The organism is Bradyrhizobium sp. AZCC 1678, assembly GCF_036924765.1.
GTDB lineage: Bacteria > Pseudomonadota > Alphaproteobacteria > Rhizobiales > Xanthobacteraceae > Bradyrhizobium > Bradyrhizobium algeriense.
Window position 1 is genome coordinate 6,775,565 of record NZ_JAZHSE010000001.1, and the last position, 16,361, is coordinate 6,791,925.

Annotated in this window: 17 protein-coding genes; 9 read left to right on the forward strand and 8 right to left on the reverse strand. The window is 62.0% G+C overall.

The genetic code is table 11. The features are described 5' to 3' along the window. Positions 1-41: 41 nt before the first annotated feature. Positions 42-1,058 carry a methyltransferase gene (locus V1294_RS32560; protein WP_334502968.1) on the reverse strand — a complete coding sequence of 339 codons (1,017 nt, stop codon included), beginning with the start codon at positions 1,056-1,058 and terminating at the stop codon, positions 42-44. Positions 1,059-1,364: 306 nt separating this feature from the next. Between V1294_RS32560 and V1294_RS32565 the strand changes: the two genes are divergently transcribed. The 4 genes from V1294_RS32565 (at position 1,365) to V1294_RS32580 (ending at position 5,075) form a co-directional block, all read left to right on the forward strand. Further along, positions 1,365-2,414, forward strand: a complete 1,050-nt coding sequence (locus V1294_RS32565) for an aromatic ring-hydroxylating dioxygenase subunit alpha (protein WP_334502969.1) — start codon at positions 1,365-1,367, stop codon at positions 2,412-2,414. Positions 2,415-2,418: 4 nt separating this feature from the next. Further along, the gene (locus V1294_RS32570; RefSeq protein ID WP_334502970.1) at positions 2,419-3,171 is read left to right on the forward strand and encodes a GntR family transcriptional regulator; all 753 of its coding nucleotides are present in this window, start codon (positions 2,419-2,421) and stop codon (positions 3,169-3,171) included. A gap of 10 nt (positions 3,172-3,181) precedes the next feature. Continuing rightward, positions 3,182-4,168, forward strand: coding sequence for a PDR/VanB family oxidoreductase (locus tag V1294_RS32575; protein ID WP_334502973.1), 987 nt, complete (start codon positions 3,182-3,184; stop codon positions 4,166-4,168). A gap of 412 nt (positions 4,169-4,580) precedes the next feature. Then, complete coding sequence (locus tag V1294_RS32580) at positions 4,581-5,075, forward strand: septal ring lytic transglycosylase RlpA family protein (RefSeq protein WP_334484557.1); 495 nt, start codon at positions 4,581-4,583, stop codon at positions 5,073-5,075. 89 nt (positions 5,076-5,164) lie between these two features. Here V1294_RS32580 and V1294_RS32585 read toward each other — a convergent pair whose 3' ends face one another. From V1294_RS32585 to V1294_RS32595, 3 genes are all read right to left on the reverse strand, one after another. Further along, a complete protein-coding gene (locus tag V1294_RS32585; RefSeq protein WP_334502975.1) occupies positions 5,165-5,524 on the reverse strand; it encodes a hypothetical protein in 360 nt (119 codons plus the stop codon). Positions 5,525-5,870: 346 nt separating this feature from the next. Next, a complete protein-coding gene (locus V1294_RS32590) occupies positions 5,871-6,167 on the reverse strand; it encodes an HU family DNA-binding protein (protein WP_334502977.1) in 297 nt (98 codons plus the stop codon). Between the two features lie 348 nt (positions 6,168-6,515). Further along, on the reverse strand, positions 6,516-7,427 hold the full coding sequence (locus V1294_RS32595) for a LysR family transcriptional regulator (protein WP_334502979.1): 912 nt from the start codon (positions 7,425-7,427) through the stop codon (positions 6,516-6,518). Between the two features lie 70 nt (positions 7,428-7,497). Between V1294_RS32595 and V1294_RS32600 the strand changes: the two genes are divergently transcribed. Genes V1294_RS32600 through V1294_RS32615 form a run of 4 tightly spaced genes read left to right on the forward strand, consistent with a single transcriptional unit; the run spans position 7,498 to position 10,616 of the window. Then, positions 7,498-8,127, forward strand: a complete 630-nt coding sequence (locus V1294_RS32600; protein WP_334443971.1) for an HAD-IA family hydrolase — start codon at positions 7,498-7,500, stop codon at positions 8,125-8,127. An 8-nt stretch (positions 8,128-8,135) separates the two neighbouring features. Then, positions 8,136-9,098 carry a tripartite tricarboxylate transporter substrate-binding protein gene (locus V1294_RS32605; RefSeq protein WP_334502982.1) on the forward strand — a complete coding sequence of 321 codons (963 nt, stop codon included), beginning with the start codon at positions 8,136-8,138 and terminating at the stop codon, positions 9,096-9,098. Between the two features lie 2 nt (positions 9,099-9,100). Then, on the forward strand, positions 9,101-10,234 hold the full coding sequence (locus V1294_RS32610) for a DSD1 family PLP-dependent enzyme (RefSeq protein WP_334373502.1): 1,134 nt from the start codon (positions 9,101-9,103) through the stop codon (positions 10,232-10,234). Then, entirely contained in the window at positions 10,224-10,616 is a 393-nt protein-coding gene (locus V1294_RS32615; RefSeq protein WP_334373500.1) for a RidA family protein, read from the forward strand. The genes V1294_RS32610 and V1294_RS32615 overlap by 11 nt, the downstream gene beginning before the upstream one ends. Before the next feature lie 218 nt (positions 10,617-10,834). On the opposite strand, the gene V1294_RS32620 is transcribed toward V1294_RS32615, so the two are convergent. The 4 genes from V1294_RS32620 to V1294_RS32635 all read right to left on the reverse strand — a co-directional run bounded on the left by V1294_RS32620 (position 10,835) and on the right by V1294_RS32635 (position 15,121). Continuing rightward, positions 10,835-12,478: a GMC family oxidoreductase gene (locus tag V1294_RS32620; RefSeq protein WP_334502984.1), complete on the reverse strand. Its 1,644-nt coding sequence runs from the start codon at positions 12,476-12,478 to the stop codon at positions 10,835-10,837. 24 nt (positions 12,479-12,502) lie between these two features. After that, the gene (locus V1294_RS32625; RefSeq protein ID WP_334502986.1) at positions 12,503-13,096 is read right to left on the reverse strand and encodes a GNAT family N-acetyltransferase; all 594 of its coding nucleotides are present in this window, start codon (positions 13,094-13,096) and stop codon (positions 12,503-12,505) included. A gap of 113 nt (positions 13,097-13,209) precedes the next feature. Next, on the reverse strand, positions 13,210-14,136 hold the full coding sequence (locus V1294_RS32630; RefSeq protein ID WP_334502988.1) for an SMP-30/gluconolactonase/LRE family protein: 927 nt from the start codon (positions 14,134-14,136) through the stop codon (positions 13,210-13,212). Between the two features lie 148 nt (positions 14,137-14,284). Next, complete coding sequence (locus V1294_RS32635; RefSeq protein ID WP_334502991.1) at positions 14,285-15,121, reverse strand: AraC family transcriptional regulator; 837 nt, start codon at positions 15,119-15,121, stop codon at positions 14,285-14,287. A 119-nt stretch (positions 15,122-15,240) separates the two neighbouring features. On the opposite strand from V1294_RS32635, the gene V1294_RS32640 reads away from it, so the two are divergent. After that, the gene (locus V1294_RS32640; protein ID WP_334502993.1) at positions 15,241-16,347 is read left to right on the forward strand and encodes a mandelate racemase/muconate lactonizing enzyme family protein; all 1,107 of its coding nucleotides are present in this window, start codon (positions 15,241-15,243) and stop codon (positions 16,345-16,347) included. The last annotated feature ends 14 nt before the right edge of the window (positions 16,348-16,361 follow it).

The window sequence follows — 16,361 nt, forward strand, 5'->3', positions numbered from 1 at the left end:
CTGACGCCGAGTGACGGGAACAGCCCGTCACTCGGCAGGCCTCAACGAGGACGCGCCTCGATCAGGTTGAAGCGGCCGGCTGAATAAGTCGTGACCAGATCGAAGCCGCTTCGGTCGAGCAATTCGCGATACTGCGCTTTGGTGCGCTCGAGCCCTCCGGGCCCGCGCAGCATGTTCAGATCGCTCAACGCCTGCTCCCTGTCCTCATCCGCCGTGGTGGGCGTCTCCGGCATCAGCCGTTCCACCAGCAGCAGCTTGCCGCTGTCAGGCAGCGCCTTGCGACAGTTTTGCAGGATCGCGACACTGCGCGCATCGTCCCAGTCGTGAATAATGCTCTTGAGGATGATCGCATCTGCGATCGCCGGCACCGCCTCGAAGAAATCGCCGGCGGCGAATTCCGCGCGGTCACCGACGCCGGTCTGCCTGAGATGCTTGCTTGCGGCCTCGGCGCACCTCGGAAGGTCGAAAACAGTTCCGCGCAGTTTCCGGTTTTGCTGTGCGATGGCGCCGAGCAATTCGCCGGATCCGCCGCCGACGTCCATCAGATGGCGTATCCCGCTGAAATCGTAGGCGCGAAGGACATCCGGCGTTACCAGCCGCGTGAGCTCGGTCATCGCAGCATTGAACTTGTCGACGATTTCAGGTGTTCGACCCATCAGCTCGAAAGTGTTGGCAAGGCCCTGCAATTCCGCTGCGGTCTTGCCGGTCATCACGGATTCAAGCATTCCGCTCCAGGCTTTTGAAATCATCTCGCCTTCAAAGATTGCCCAGCCCTTGAACGATTGCTCGGCGGCGCTGTCGAGGCAGGATCCCACTTCCGTCAATGCGTAGCGATCTTCGCCGCTACGCGAGCATATGCCGATGGTAGAGAGTGCGGTCAGCAGACGTCCAAGCGCCCGTTCATCCGCGCCGGTTGCCTTGGCGAGCTTGCCAAGCGTCTGCGGCCCGTCCCGCAGCAACTCGGCGAGCCCGAGCCTGGCCGCGACATAGATCACCGCCGTGACACGGTGCGATTGGATCAAATCGAAAAGCCTGAGGGCCGATACTTGCGATGACATCGTGCCTCCTTTTGCCGTTGCAGATTCGAATGTGATCTCCCCGCGGGATTTGCCGAGCGCTGCCCGGAACTGGATTGGCGCTGCGGCTTTCGCCGGCCATTGCCAGTGCGAGGGCGGGAGTTATTCGCTCCGACGACGCCTTGCACGCTCGGCCGTGGAAGGGTGACGGCTAACCGGAGCTGGCGAAATGAGATAATTCACAGGATATCTGTATACTTTAAAGGTGTTATAGTACATCTACAATGGTAAATTTGCCACTTCTAGCCGGTTACTGTATACATCCTGCACTTAACAGGGAGTGCAGCCATGCCATCCTCGTTCCCGCTCAATGCCTGGTACGCCGCCGCCTGGGACGTCGATCTCAAGCACGCGCTGTTTCCGCGCACGATCTGCGGCAAGCATGTCGTGATGTACCGCCAGTCCGACGGGCGGGTGTGTGCGCTGGAAGACGCCTGCTGGCACCGGCTGGTGCCGCTGTCGAAGGGACGGCTCGACGGCGACACGGTCGTCTGCGGCTATCACGGGCTGAAATTCAACGCGCAGGGCCGCTGCACCTACATGCCCTCGCAGGACACCATCAATCCTTCGGCCTGCGTGCGCGCCTATCCCGTGGTGGAACGGCATCGCTTCATCTGGCTGTGGATGGGCGATCCGGCGCTGGCTGACCCTGCGCTGGTGCCGGACATGCACTGGAACGACGATCCGGCCTGGGCCGGCGACGGCAAGACCATTCATGTGAAATGCGACTACCGTCTCGTGGTCGACAATCTGATGGACCTGACCCACGAGGCTTTCGTGCATGGCTCCAGCATCGGCAATGACCACGTCGCCGAAGCCCCGTTCGACGTGACCCATGGCGACAAGACCGTAACCGTGACGCGCTGGATGCGCGGCATCGACGCGCCGCCGTTCTGGGCGGCGCAACTGGGCAAGCCCGGCCCGGTCGACCGCTGGCAGATCATAAACTTCCAGGCGCCCGGCACCGTCAACATCGACGTCGGCGTGGCCCCCGCCGGCACCGGTGCGCCGGAGGGCGACCGCTCGCAGGGCGTCAACGGCTTTGTGCTCAACACCATGACGCCGGAAACCGACACCACGTGCCACTATTTCTGGGCATTCGTCCGCAATTACCGGACATCAGAGCAGAAGCTGACCACCGAAATCCGCGAGGGCGTTGCCAATATCTTCCACGAGGATGAAATCATCCTCGAAGCGCAGCAGCGCGCGATGGACGAAAATCCGGACCGCACCTTCTACAACCTCAACATCGACGCCGGCGCGATGTGGGCGCGGCGCGTGATCGACCGCATGGTCGCGCGCGAAACCGGACCGCATACCGCGCAAGCCGCGGAGTGAGGTCATGAGCGAACGCGACGCCGAGCGCTCCGTCTCGCAGACCGTGCGCGCGCAACTCGCGCTGCGCGACATGATCCTGTCCGGGCGGCTGCGCCCGGGCGAGCGCATCTCCGAGCTGCAGGCGGTCGAGATCACGGGCGTCTCCCGGACGCCGGTGCGGCTGGCGCTGGTGCGGCTGGAAGACGAAGGCCTGCTGCAGGCGATCCCCTCCGGCGGCTTCATGGTGAAGGCGTTTACCGAACGCGACATTCTGGATTCGATCGAACTGCGCGGTACGCTGGAAGGCCTCGCCGCCCGCTTTGCGGCCGAGCGCGGCGTCAGCGCACGCAGCCTCGAGCCCTTGAAGGAATGCCTGGGCGATCTCGACCAACTGGTGCGGCAGGATCCGATCTCGGTCGAAGCCTTTTCCGCCTATGTGACCATGAACGCGCGCTTTCACGCCCTGCTCAACGAACTCTCCACCAGCGCGCCGCTGATCCGCGAGATCGATCGCGTCTCCGCGCTGCCGTTCGCCTCGCCCAGCGCCTTCGTGATGGCGCAGTCGGCGTTGCCGGAAGCGCATCAGATCCTGCTGCTCGGGCAGGATCATCATCGTATCGTGGTCGACGCCATCGAGAACCGCGAGGGCGCGCGCGCCGAAGCCGTGATGCGCGAGCATTCGCGGCTTGCCGCGCGCAATCTGCGGCTCGCGATCCGAAACCGCACGCATCTCGAACTGATGCCTGCGCTCGCCTTGCTCAAATCGTCAGCCGAATAGGAAAGCGCCCATGCGTTTTGCCGAGCAATGGAGCTGGTGCACCGTCGAAGCCGTCTGCGACGTGACGCCCACGATCCGCGAATTCAGACTGCGCCCCGAGAACGGCCGCGTGCCGCCCTACCCGGCCGGCAGCCATATCGGCGTCACCGTGCTGATCGACGGACAGCCCGCGCGCCGTTCCTATTCGCTGGTGGAGAACAGCGATCCCGGCACCTATCGGATCGCGGTCCGGCTGGCGCCGGACAGCCGCGGCGGCTCACGCGGCATGTGGAATTTGCAAGCCGGCGCGCGGATCGAGACTTCAAATCCGGCGTCGCTGCTCGAAATCGACTGGACGCGGAAGAACTATTGCCTGATCGCCGGCGGCATCGGCATCACGCCGATCACAGGTATCGCCGCCGCCTTACGCCGCCGAAATATTGACGCTCCCCTGCACTACGCCGTCAAATCGCGCGGCGATGCCGCCTTCCTCGACGAACTCTCGGCGCTGCTCGGCGATCGCTTGATCGTGCACGCCTCCGATAAAGGCGCCCGGTTCGACCTCGAAGCCACCTTCCGCGCTTTACCTGACGATGCCATCGCCATCATGTGCGGACCGATGCGGATGCTGGAGGCGGCGCGGCGCGCCTGGAACGACGCGGGACGCGCGCCGGCCGATCTGCGCTACGAGACCTTCGGCTCCAGCGGCCTGAAGCCGACGGCCGAATTCCGCGTGCGGCTGAAGGATACCGATACCGAACTCGTCGTGCCGCAGAACAGCTCGATGCTAGACGCGCTCAATGGCGCCGGCTTCGAGGTGATATCGGACTGCCAGCGCGGCGAATGCGGCGTCTGCGCCGTCGATGTCGTTGCCGTCGAGGGCGAGATCGACCATCGCGACGTCTTCTTCAGCGATCAGCAGAAGCACGACAATCGCAAGATCTGCCCCTGCGTGTCGCGCGCGATCGGCGTCGTCACCATCGACACGCTGTACCGGCCGGAAGCGGCGCATCGTTAAGCGAACATCGTCAGCATGCCGAATGCGCGCCCTGCGCCAGAAGCGGTGATTGAGCCGAAGTCGAATGCCTATCCAAGCCGCGTGGTTGCGTCAGCTCGCTTATCTCCAGGAGAAGGGCGTGAAATTCGACCGATGCATCGACCATTCCGAGCGGTCATCGGTCAGACGCTTACCCCTACTCAGCCCTGGTCAATAGATTCTGTTGTCATGTTGCTGACGCAATCTCTGTCTTAGTCGATGAGAACTAAGAACACCTGTGCGAGGACCACACTGGTTCCCACAACGGTTCCACTGCCAATATTGGAACGAATCCGCAAATAACTGGCGCGAGTTAGTCAACGCATCCGCGTTCGCTTGACCATTTTTTTGCGGCATCGGGAACCCAGCGTTCTAGAAAATCAATCAAGGAGTTATGATGTTGCTTCGCTCGCGCGCCGCAATTTGCGGCGCCGTACTTGCGCTTGCCTTTTCTGTTACCGTTGCTCGAAGTGAAATCGTTGCAGTTCATTCAAGCGCCGTCGTCGATGCCGCTTCTGGGGATGCGATCGTTGGCGCTGCATCCACGTACAATCCGTTCCGGCCCGGATGGCGGGAGGGTGGTCCGAACACAGCCTCCGGCGAGCGCTATGATCCCTCTGTTTGGACGGCTGCCATCAAGACGAGCTTGCGCCAGAAATTTGGCGGGGTCCGATATGGCACGAGGCCGAAGTATGCCCTCGTTGAGGCTGTAGGCAAGAAGGTCATCGTCAAGATAAATGACGTGGGCCCACTAACGCCTGGCCGCATCATTGACCTCAATGAGCGAGCGATGCGCTATTTCGATCCGAGCCTGCAGCTCGGGGTAATTTATAGCGTAATAGTCAGGCCGCTTTCCGGCGACTATTGGGTTCCCGGACCGGTTGGCTGAACATCGCACGTGAAAGAAGCAGAGCAAGACATGAGAGTTTCGGCGAATGTCCGCTCTGCAATCGGATGGCGCACGCGGTCTTCAACAGCTTAGCCGCAATTCCAGATCGGCCCGATCGGCGTCCGCGTCCAGCAAGGGCCGAAGCTGCCGCCATTGTAGCGACCGCCGTAAAAGCCAGGCCGGCCGAAATAGTGCCAGTCGCCATCGTACCCGTAATAACTTGGGGTTGGATCGATATACCAGGGGCGCTGGTTGCGGCGCGCCATGCGCGAAGCCGAAGCCTTCCGGGCGTAAGCTGGAAGGCTGTTATTCGGTGGCTGCTGATAGCCCGGCAGGAAGCCGTATCCATGCCAGCGTGGCGCTGGCCGCTTGTGAGCCGGCGCAGCCGGCGCAACGACCGGCAGCAGCGAAAGGATGATAGCAATCAATGGAAACACGCGGCGCGACATCAGCGCACCATAGACGGCCGGCTGTTGAGAGGCGATTCAAATCTGAGTGCACAGTGCAGCGCAGCTGCTTCCGGTCCGCTTGCGAGACGAGCGCTTTGCGCCGGAAGCGACCGTTCACCCCGGGGATTTCTATCTTTGCGGTCAGACAATAAAGACAAAAAGCCACATAAAGACAAAAAGCCACGCGGGCATTACACCGCATGGCCTTTGCGAGACTGCGCGCCCCTAGGCCCTCAAGAGATTCCGTCTCGGGGCGCATAGTGTGCGGGTGGAGGTGCCTGTCTAGGGTGTGATCGAAGTTGCCACAGTTCCGGCGAACGAATATGCCCCAACCGATCCGCCCGGTTCAAACCGCGTCTTTAGCAACCTTCAGGGGTGACGCCTTGACCGACTTGCTGGCTGGCTTGGCCGCGAACTCCATAGGCTCTTTCGTGAAAGGATTCACACCGCTGCGGGCTTCAGTAGCAGGCTTGTTCACGACCGACTTTTTGACGAAGCCAGGAATGACGAACTCGCCGGATTCATTCAGTTCCTTATAGCCCACGGTCGCCATCTGCTCGATGACGGCCTTTACGTCTCCTTTGGAAACCTGCGTTCCCTCTGCAATTGCATCAATCAACTGATTCTTGGTCATCTTGGCCACAATGGATTCCTTTGTGGAGGCTCAGAACAGGCTAAAGCGCATGAGCTACCGGGGGCACTCTGCTTAAAACGCGGCAAGGCCACGCAGTTCGCTTCTCGTTCATACCTGTGGTTATGAAGTCACCGGGCTTAAAACCTATCGAGATCCAAAACGCAAGGAGCAGCTCGGCGTGTATTCTCACTTCGCTACTATGCGCCAACAACGGACGTTTTCTATGCACCAACAACGGACGTTTTCCCGTGCTCTAGCCATGGCCTCTCACCGTCGCAAAAAGGTCAACTCGCTCGGACCGAGCTGCCGTTAACAAGGCGGCTTCGAGCGCAGTCCGAGTAGCGGATGGTCACGCTGTCAAACACTTCGCCAAGGCGGCTTCGGTTGAAAGCGGGTTTTCAGGCTTTCAACAAAATGCGAAACACGAGCTGAGACCCCGCGACGCGTTGGCACCAAAGCCAGAATGTCGGCGCCTTCGAACTCATATTCAACAAACAGCCGACGCAGTTCGCCACGTTTGACGGATGGTGCTACGTCCCATTCGGACCTGAGTGCGACGCCCAACCCCGCGACGGCCCACTCGCGAACAACCTCGCCATTGTTGCTCGTGAGTGCCGGACTTATTCGAAGCGCCTCTGATCGCCGGGATGATGTGTGGCTATTTTTGTAGCGCCACAGCGTCACGTCCTCTTCGTTTTCGCGAACGGAGAGACAGGCATGCTGCGCCAGCTCTCGAGGGTGTGACGGCGTTCCGCGTCGTCGAAGATAGCTGGGACTGGCGCATACCCAGCGCGCGTTGCGGGCAAGAAGATGAGCAACCCACGAGGAGTCCCGGACTGTTCCAATATGGATGACGACGTCAGCCTCAACATTGCTGTTCCAGGGCGCTTCGGAAAGATCCAACGTCGCGCGCACTTTCGGGTGGTCGCGAATGAATGCCGCCATGACGGGCGCGACATGGATCCTGCCGAAACCAAACGGCGCGACAACCCGCAGGGGGCCGGCAAATACGCCACCGCTGAGACTGTCCGCCAGCCCATCGACACGCGCCAACAGCGACTGGGCTTCGTGGACAAGTTGTTCGCCTTCCGGCGTGAAGCGCAGCCCCCGGGAGTTGCGAACGACAAGGTTGACCCCGAGAACAGCCTCCAGCTTCTTCAATCGCATGGAAAGAGCCGGCGGCGTGACATCGAGCGCCCTAGCCGCCGCGCTTAGCGAGCCGGTTCGGCTCAGGGCCACCACAAACCGCAAATCCTCAAGCGCGATCATTCAATTTTCCTGAAGGGAAGAGATAATCCTACTTAAACACAACTGATCACCGGGATGATAGAGGTTTGGCATGACCATGCCACGCGCCGTTCTTTTCGACCTTCTCACCGCGCTCCTCGATTCCTGGAGCGTCTGGAATGCCTCCGCCGGATCCGAAGCATCGGGCCGAACCTGGAGGGCCGAGTATCTCCGCCTGACATATGGTTGCGGGAGTTATGTCCCGTATGAGGATCTGGTCCGCCAGGCTGCGCGCACCACCGGTCTCGCTCCGTCGGTGGCAGACGCCCTCGAAGCAAATTGGCAGTCCCTCCCGGTCTGGAGCGGCGCGCAGGCTGCGCTCGACCGGTTGGCTGGACGAACGCGCCTGGCAGTCGTCACCAATTGCTCGACGCGCCTTGGACGAATGGCCGCCGCCCGCCTGCGCACGCAATGGGATGTCGTGATCACCGCGGAGGAGGCCGGCTTCTATAAGCCCGATCCCCGCCCCTATCGTCTGGCCCTGGACATGCTGGGCGTGTCGGCCGCGGACGCAGCGTTTGTCGCGGGCTCCGGCTACGACCTCATCGGCACCTCAGCCGTCGGACTGCGCACCTACTGGCACAATCGCGTGGGCCTGGCGCGTCCCGATGGCGCACCGGTAGCCGAGAAAGAGTCTGCGAACCTCGATGACCTCATTCCATGGCTGGAGGACTTTTCGTGATATCTCGCATGTTGGCGACCTTGCTCGCGGTCGGATTGAACATCTCTGCGGCAACGGCTCAGGGGTTTCCCGAGAAGCAATTGACGCTGATCGTTCCGTTTCCCGCCGGTGGCCCGAGCGATGCGCTTGGCCGGGCAGTGGCTCAGGCCATGGCGGCCCACTTGAAGCAATCCATCGTCGTGGAAAATATCGGCGGCGCTAGCGGCACCATCGGCCTGACCAAGTTGCTAAAGGCGCCCGCGGATGGATACTCGCTCGGCTTTGGCACTATCGGCACACATGTCGCGAATGTCGCGCTCTTCAAGCGGCTGCCTTACGATCCCGTCGCCGACTTCGAGCCTGTGGGCCTCGCTGGAATGGCCTCCACGCTTCTTGTCGCGAAGTTGGACTTGCCGGCGTCCAATCTACAGGACTTCGTCACCTATGCCCGTGCCAACCGCGAGAAACTCACCTACGGCAGCGCCGGCGTCGGATCTATTTCGCATTATGCCTGCGTTCTGCTGCTGTCGAACCTGAAACTGAACATCACCCATGTTCCATATCGGGGCGTTGCCCCAGCGATGAACGATCTCATGGGTGGTCACGTCGACTTCATGTGCGACCAGACCACCACCGCGCTGCCTCAAGTGCTCGGCGGAACGGTCAAGGCAATCGCAGCGCTGAGTGATCAGCCCCCGCCGCAGGCGCCTCAAGTATCCACTGCGGCAGCGGCCGGCTATCCGGGCGTGAACCTCCGCTCCTGGAACGCGATTTTCGTGCGGAAGGGAACGCCCGCGCCGGTGCGTCAGAAATTAAATGACGCCTTGCGCGCAGCACTCGCCGACCCGGATGTGACGCGGCAAATGACGGCGGTTGGTGTCGAACTGCCACGGGGAGCGGATCTCGAGCCCGGCGCCGTCAGCGCGCTGATCGCTCAAGGGCTGGAGCACGACGTACCAGTGCTGCGCGCCAAGGGCGAATATCTGGACTAAGCATGACCACATCTCTCTCGGATATCGAAACGCCCGCTGCCGTCATCGACGTCGCGCGCACGCAGCGTAACATCGGCCGCATGCAGGACCGGATGAGCGCCTTGGGCGTCAGTTTCCGTCCCCACGTCAAGACGACCAAATGTGCCGCTGTTGCCGACAGGCAACGCGCCGCAGGCGCAAACGGCATCACTGTCTCGACCCTGCGTGAAGCCGAGGAGTTTTTTGCCGCGGGCTACGACGACATTCTCTACGCGGTCTGCATCGCTCCGCACAGGCTCAGCCGAGCCCAAGGACTGCGTGATCAGGGCTGCCGTCTCAAAATTCTGGTCGACTCGGTCGAGGCTGCGCAAGCAATCGTCGAGGCGCAGTCGTATCGCGATCCTTTCGAAGTCCTGATCGAAGTCGACACTGACGGGCACCGCTCAGGTGTGGGCCCCGAGGATGAGCGTCTCATCGAGATCGGTCGCATTCTTCACACCGGTGGCGCCACACTTTGCGGCGTGCTGACTCATGCCGGAAATTCCTATGAACTCGACGATCCCGAGGCCTTGGAGCACTTGGCGGAGCAGGAGCGTGCCTTGAGCGTACGCGCGGCCGAACGGCTTCGCGCTGCCGGCCTTCCCTGCCCGATAGTGAGCGTCGGATCGACCCCGACAGCACTGTCCGCCCGCGCCTTGGACGGCGTTACGGAAGTGCGATGCGGCGTGTATGTGTTCTTCGACCTGTTCATGACGAATGTCGGCGTCTGCGCGATCGACGATATTGCACTTTCTGTGCTGACGACCGTGGTCGGCCATCAGTCGGAAAAAGGCTGGATCATCGTCGATGCCGGATGGATGGCGATGAGCCGAGACCGCGGCACTGCTCGTCAGCGCCATGATTACGGATACGGGATCGCATGCGACTTAGCGGGGCACCCGCTCAAGGGAGACTTGGTCATGATCGCGGCAAATCAGGAACATGGGATCCTCGCCGCGACGAACGGACGTCTCATCTCTCTTGAAAATCGCTTCCCGATTGGCACACGACTTCGAATACTCCCGAATCACGCCTGTGCAACCGGAGCGCAATTCTCCGAATATCACGCCGCCACGGACAACGGCATTGAAACATGGCGGAGGTTTAATGGCTGGTGACATTGACTACCTGGAACCTCACGGAATGGCGGCTCCCGGCGGGCACTACAGTCATGCTGTGAGAGCTGGTGCTTTTGTTTTTGTGTCTGGACAATTGCCGATCTCCGCCAATGGTGCGAGGCTTGCTGACAAGGACTTTCAGACCCAGGTGCGTCAGGCATTGGCCAATCTCGCGACGGCCTTGGAGGCGGCAAACAGCGCTGTCGACAAGCTCATTCATGTTCGCGTCTACGTCACGGACATCAATGACTGGCCGGTCTTCGACAGCATCTATTCCGAATGGATCGGCGCCGTCCGACCGGCCCGCGCGGTCGTTCCCGTCCCGACGTTGCACTACGGCTTTCGTGTCGAGATCGAAGCAGTGGCGGGCATAGCGCAATAAAAGCGAGATCAGCGCACCGAATGACATTACCGGATTTTTAGCGAGGACCCATACGCGAGGCCTGTCCGCTTTGCGCCAGAAGCGTCCGTTCCGACAGAACGCGATTGCCCCAATACGGACTCAACGTAAGGCTCTTTTTGATCCTTGCGCCGGCTGGCCGGACTAACTTCTGCTTAGGCGTCTCAACTCTCGTATCCAGTACCTAATCTCATCACGGCCTAGGCCGGCACCGGAAACCTCACGGCCTCCAGCGCGGCCTTGCCGCGGATCATGTCGGAGGCCTTGTCGGCGATCATCAGCGTCGAGGCGTTGAGATTGGCCGAGATCATCCGCGGCATGATCGAGGCGTCGACGACGCGCAGTCCCTGCAGCCCGTGGACGCGCAACTGGTCGTCGACTACGGCCCATTTGGCGTCCGCCGGTCCCATGCGGCAGGTGCAGCCGGGATGGAACGTGGTGGTGCCGCGCTCGGTGGCGGCAGCCAAAAATTCATCGTCGCTCTGGACCTTGGGCCCGGGGAAATCCTCATAGGCGTAATAGGGCGCGAGCGGCGCGGACGACAGCAGCCGGCGCGCCAGCTTCATGCCGGCGACGACGACGCGGCGATCGATCTCCTCCACGAGGTAATTGGTCTGGATGATCGGCGGCGCGAATGGATCGGCGGAGCGGATGCGGACATAGCCGCGGCTCTCGGGGCGCTGCTGCCATGAGGCCACCGTCATGCCGGGCTCATCCTCGAGCTGGCCTTGCACGCCTTCCTTGTAGCTCGCCGGTGTAAACGTGAGCTGCAGGTCGGAGCTTTCGGTGGTCTCGCCGGAGTGCCAGAAGCAATAGACCATCGTCGGCGACAGCGAGAGCAGGCCGCGCCGTGTCGTCGCCCATTTCAACGCCTCAACCCACAGGCTCACGCCGCGCCGCAGTTCGTTGATGGTCCTAATGTTCTTGACGCGCGCGACCGAGCGCGGCGCGTAGTGATCCTGCAGGCCTTCGCCTACGCCGGTCAGCGCGTGACGGACCTCGATGCCGTGCGACTGCAACAATTCCGGCGAGCCAACGCCGGACAATTGCAGCACCTGCGGCGAGTTGTAGGTGCCGCCGGAAAGAATGACTTCCTTGCTGGCGCGCACTTCGACGGGCACGCCGCCCTTGCCGCCCTTGAGATAGCGCACGCCGACCGCGCGCTTACCCTCGAAGATGAGGTTGGTGACATGCGCGTGCGTCCGCACGTCGACATTGCCGCGCTTCCGCGCCGGATGCAGGAACGCCTTGGCCGCGCTCATGCGCAGGCCCTTCTCGATGGTGCGCTGGCAGTAGGACACGCCCTCCTGGATCGCGCCGTTGTAGTCGGGGTTGCGCGGAATCCCGAGGCTCATGGCGCCTTCCATGAAGGCCTCGCACAGCGGATCCTGCCAATCCATGGTGGTGACGGTAAGACTGCCGTCGCGCCCGCGATAGGTTTCGTCGCATTCGCCGACCCGCCGCTCCAGCCGCTTGAAATAGGGCAGTATGTCCGGATAGCCCCAGCCGCGGTTGCCGAGCTGCGCCCAGGTGTCGAAATCCTGGCGCTGGCCGCGATTGTAGATATGGCCGTTGATCGACGACGATCCGCCCAGCGTCTTGCCGCGCGGCGCGTAGATGCTGCGGCCGCCGGTCCAAGGGCCCGGCTCCTGCTGATAGCCCCAGTTGACGCTCTTCATGTGGAACGTCTTGATGAAGCCGGCCGGCAGGTGGATGTAGGGATGCCAATCCGTTGGCCCCGCTTCCAGCACGCAGATGCGGCTCGCAGAATCTTCGCTGAGCCGGTTGGCGAGCACGCTGCCTGCGGAGCCCGCGCCGATAATCACGTAATCGAACGTTTCCATCGTATCGTTTCTAGCGCGGCCTGTTCACCGCGTCTTTTCGTTGAGTTGATAGGTGAGATGCGCCTTCACCGTCGGCCATTCGCTGGCGATGATGCTGTAAACCACGGTGTCGCGCAACGTGCCGTTCGGCGCGATCTGGTGGCTTCTCAGGATACCGTCCTGCTTGGCGCCCAGACGCTCGATGCCCCGGCGGCTCTGGTGATTGAAGAAATGCGTGCGGAACTCGACCGCAATGCAATTGAGCTGCTCGAAGGCGTGCGTCAGCAGCAGCAATTTGCACTGCGTATTAAGCGCACTGCGCTGCACGCGCCTGGCGTACCAGGTCGAGCCGATCTCGACGCGGCGGTTGGCGGCATCGACGTTCATATAGGTCGTCATGCCCGCGACCTTGCCTTCGGCGTCGTAGACCGTGAACGGCAGCATCGAGCCCGCCGCGAACAGGCCGAGGCGGCGGTCGATTTCCTTTTTCATGTTTTCGGCGGTCGGGATGGCGGTGTACCAGAGCTTCCACAGTTCGCCGTCGCTCACCGCTTCCACGAGCCCGTCGGCATGATCGTGGGACAACGGCTCGAGCCGGGCGTGCGCGCCTTGCAGGGTAACAGGTTCAAGAAAAGCCATTTAATTCTCCGCTAGCAACCGCGTCATTGCGAGGAGCGCAGCGACGAAGCAATCCATCTATCCCCTTGTGGCGCTATGGATTGCTTCGCTGCGCTCGCAATGACGTGGATGGTTCACTTATTCAAAAAATTCAGCGGCAGTCCAGGCCGCGCCCAGTCCATCGCGATCAGTTCGCCCTTGCCCGAGAGCGTGATGTAGGCCGTCTTCAGATCAGGCCCGCCGAAGGCGATATTGGTGGTGACACGGTCGCCGGTCGGCACCTGCTCCACCAGGGTGCCGTCAGGCGCGATCACCGAGATGCAACCCGACACCAGCGTTGCCACGCAGACATTTCCGTTCGCCTCCACCGCCATCGAATCGAACATCTGGTAGCCGCCGAGGCCCGCGATCGGCTTGCCGCGCTCGCCGCGATAGATCACGTCGCGCGGCTTGATGGTACCGGGCTCGGCGATTTCATAGGCCCACAACCGCGCGGTCGGGGTCTCCGCGATGTAGACCGTCTTCTCGTCGGGCGACAGGCCGATGCCGTTGGCGGGCAGCACGCCGTGCACGGCCTCGACGATCTCCTTCATGCCCGGCTTGAGATAGTAGAACGCGCCGACATCCATCTCGCGGGCGCGGCGCTTGCCGAGATCGGAGAACCACAGCCCGCCATGTTTGTCGAACACCAGGTCGTTGGGGCCGCGCAGCGCGTGCTCGCCGCATCTGTCGACGACGGTCTCGACCTTGCCGCTCTGCAGATCGACCCGCTGGATCGAGCCGCCGAGATAGTCCTCGGGTTGCGGCCCCGGCATGATCATCTTGCCGGTAGGAATCCAGCTGAAGCCGCCATTGTTGCAGATGTACATCTTGCCGTCGGGCCCGAGCGCTGCGCCATTCGGGCCGCCGGGAATCTGCGCAACCACCTCTTTCCGTCCGTCGGGATAAACCCGCGTCAGCCGCTTGCCGCGGATTTCGACCAGCACGACGGAGCCGTCGGGCATGACGACCGGGCCTTCCGGAAACTCCAGATCGGTGGCGAGAACGCGGATATCGGCCATGAATCCTCCCGGCTGGCTTGGCTGCAGGCGGACTTCAGGCTCGACCCCGCACGCGCAACAATTCGTTGCGTCATGTTATGGCAAAGTCGATATCGCTTGCCAAGCAACCGCAGGCAATCCCGCGGCGCAGGGCAGCATTGCGGTGGTGCTATTCCCGCACCGGCACCCAGATCTCCAGCCCGCCATTGCCGGTGGCCGGATCGAATTTTTCGTCGTAGCGCTCGAAGAACGGCGCGTCGGCCGCCTTCATGCCTGATATCGGCAGCCAGTGATTCCAGATCGTGTTGACGGTGCGGCGAATGCTCGAGATGTGTTCGGCGTGGGTGAAGACAGCGTATTTCTGCTCGGGAATCCGCACGCGGGCGAACTCGCGCGGCAGGTCGGAGAAGTCGGACACCTCGACGCCGGCGATGTAATCGAAATTGCCGGAATCGTCGCCATTGCAGCAGACGCCGTAGGCGACCTTGCCGACGCGGTCCGGAATTTCGTCGACCTTCTGGTGGAAGCGCTGCCATTGATTGGGAATACGGGCGCCGCCGTTTTCATGCGTGCAACGTTCGCTGATACCGGCGATGAGCAACGGCTTGGAGGTTTCGAAGCGCGGGGGCTTGAGATTGTCGAGCAGGGTTGAATCCATGATGATGGGCTCCTGAAGCTTGAGACGATCGAGGCACGCTCCAGCGCGGACCGCTTCGGGCGTGATGCCGAAATGGTCTCGGAACGCGCGGGTGAAAGCTTCGTGAGAGCTGTAGTCCGCATCCAGCGCGAGGCTGAGAATGTCGGGCGCGCCGGCCGCGAGTGCCTGCGCGGCCTTGGTCAGCCTGCGGGCACGCACATAGCGCATGACGGAAAACCCGGTGGCGGCGGCAAACGCCCGCACCAGATGGAAGCGCGAAACGCCGCCAACGCCGGCGATCTCATCAAGCGTCAGCGGCTTGGCGAGATGGCTTTCGATGTACCAGAGCGCTTTCTGGGCCGGATTCATGACTGACAGCCTTCATGCGAAGCGTCCGCATTATGATCTGATGCTGCGCGCTTCATTTGACAGTCCTTGCTCTCCGTTCCTGCCGCTGACAATGTATCGGAGCGCGATGGGAGGGAACCATGCTGATCACCAATGTCAGGGCGCACCATATCCGCATCCCCTATGACGCCGGGGTGGCGAGCTTCAGGCAAGGCGCGTCCGCCATATCCGCGCTGGAAATCGTCATGGTCGAGGTTTCCACCGATGCCGGCATCACCGGTTGGGGCGATGCCTTTGCGTATGTCTGTCCACGGACAACATACACTGCCATCGAGGAAATGATCGCGCCGCAGGCGCAGGGCCTCGAGGTTCCCGACGCCGCAGGCATCCCCGCCTTCATGGAACAGATCCAGCGCAACCTGCATCTGTTCGGCCGCTATGGCATCACCATGTTCGCGATATCGGCGTTCGACATCGCGCTGTGGGACCTTGCCGCCAAAGCGAAGGGCGTGCCCTTGCATCGGATGATCGGCGCGGCGAAACGCACCCGGATTCCCGCCTATGCAAGCCTGCTGCGGATCGGCAAACCCGAATTGATCGCAAGCGAATGCGAGACCGCGCTGCGGCGGGGTTACAAGGCAATCAAATTGCATGAGACCACAACGCCTGCGGTATTTGCCGCGCGGCAGGCGATCGGTCCCGGTATTCCGTTGATGGTCGACCTGAACTGCCCGCTGAATGGCGAGGCTGCGATCGCATTCGCGCATTCCTGCCGCAACGCCGCGCCGATGTTCATCGAAGAGCCGGTCTGGCCGCCGGAGGATTTTGCAACGCTTGCCGAAGTGCGAACCAAAGGCGGGCTCAACGTTGCAGCCGGCGAGAACGCCTGCACGGTGCATCAGTTCAGGCAGATGATGCAGGCAGGCGCGGTAAGCCACGCGCAACCCTCCGTCATCAAGGTTGGCGGCATCACCGAATATCTGAAAGTCGTAGCTCTGGCCGACGAACTCGGCGTCAGGCTGGCGCCGCATTCGCCGTATTTCGGGCCGGGCTTGCTGGCGACGCTGCAGCTGATGTCGCTGCGCGACGACGCAAGCTTCGTCGAGGTGTTTTACATGAAGCGCGCCGCATGCCTGTGGCGCGGTCGCATCGACGTCGATGCCAACGGCGATGTCGAGGTCCCCCCGGGGCCCGGGCTCGGTTATGAACCGGACAAGGCCGTCATGGAGCAATACCGGGTGTCCTGACCGCGGGGACGGGA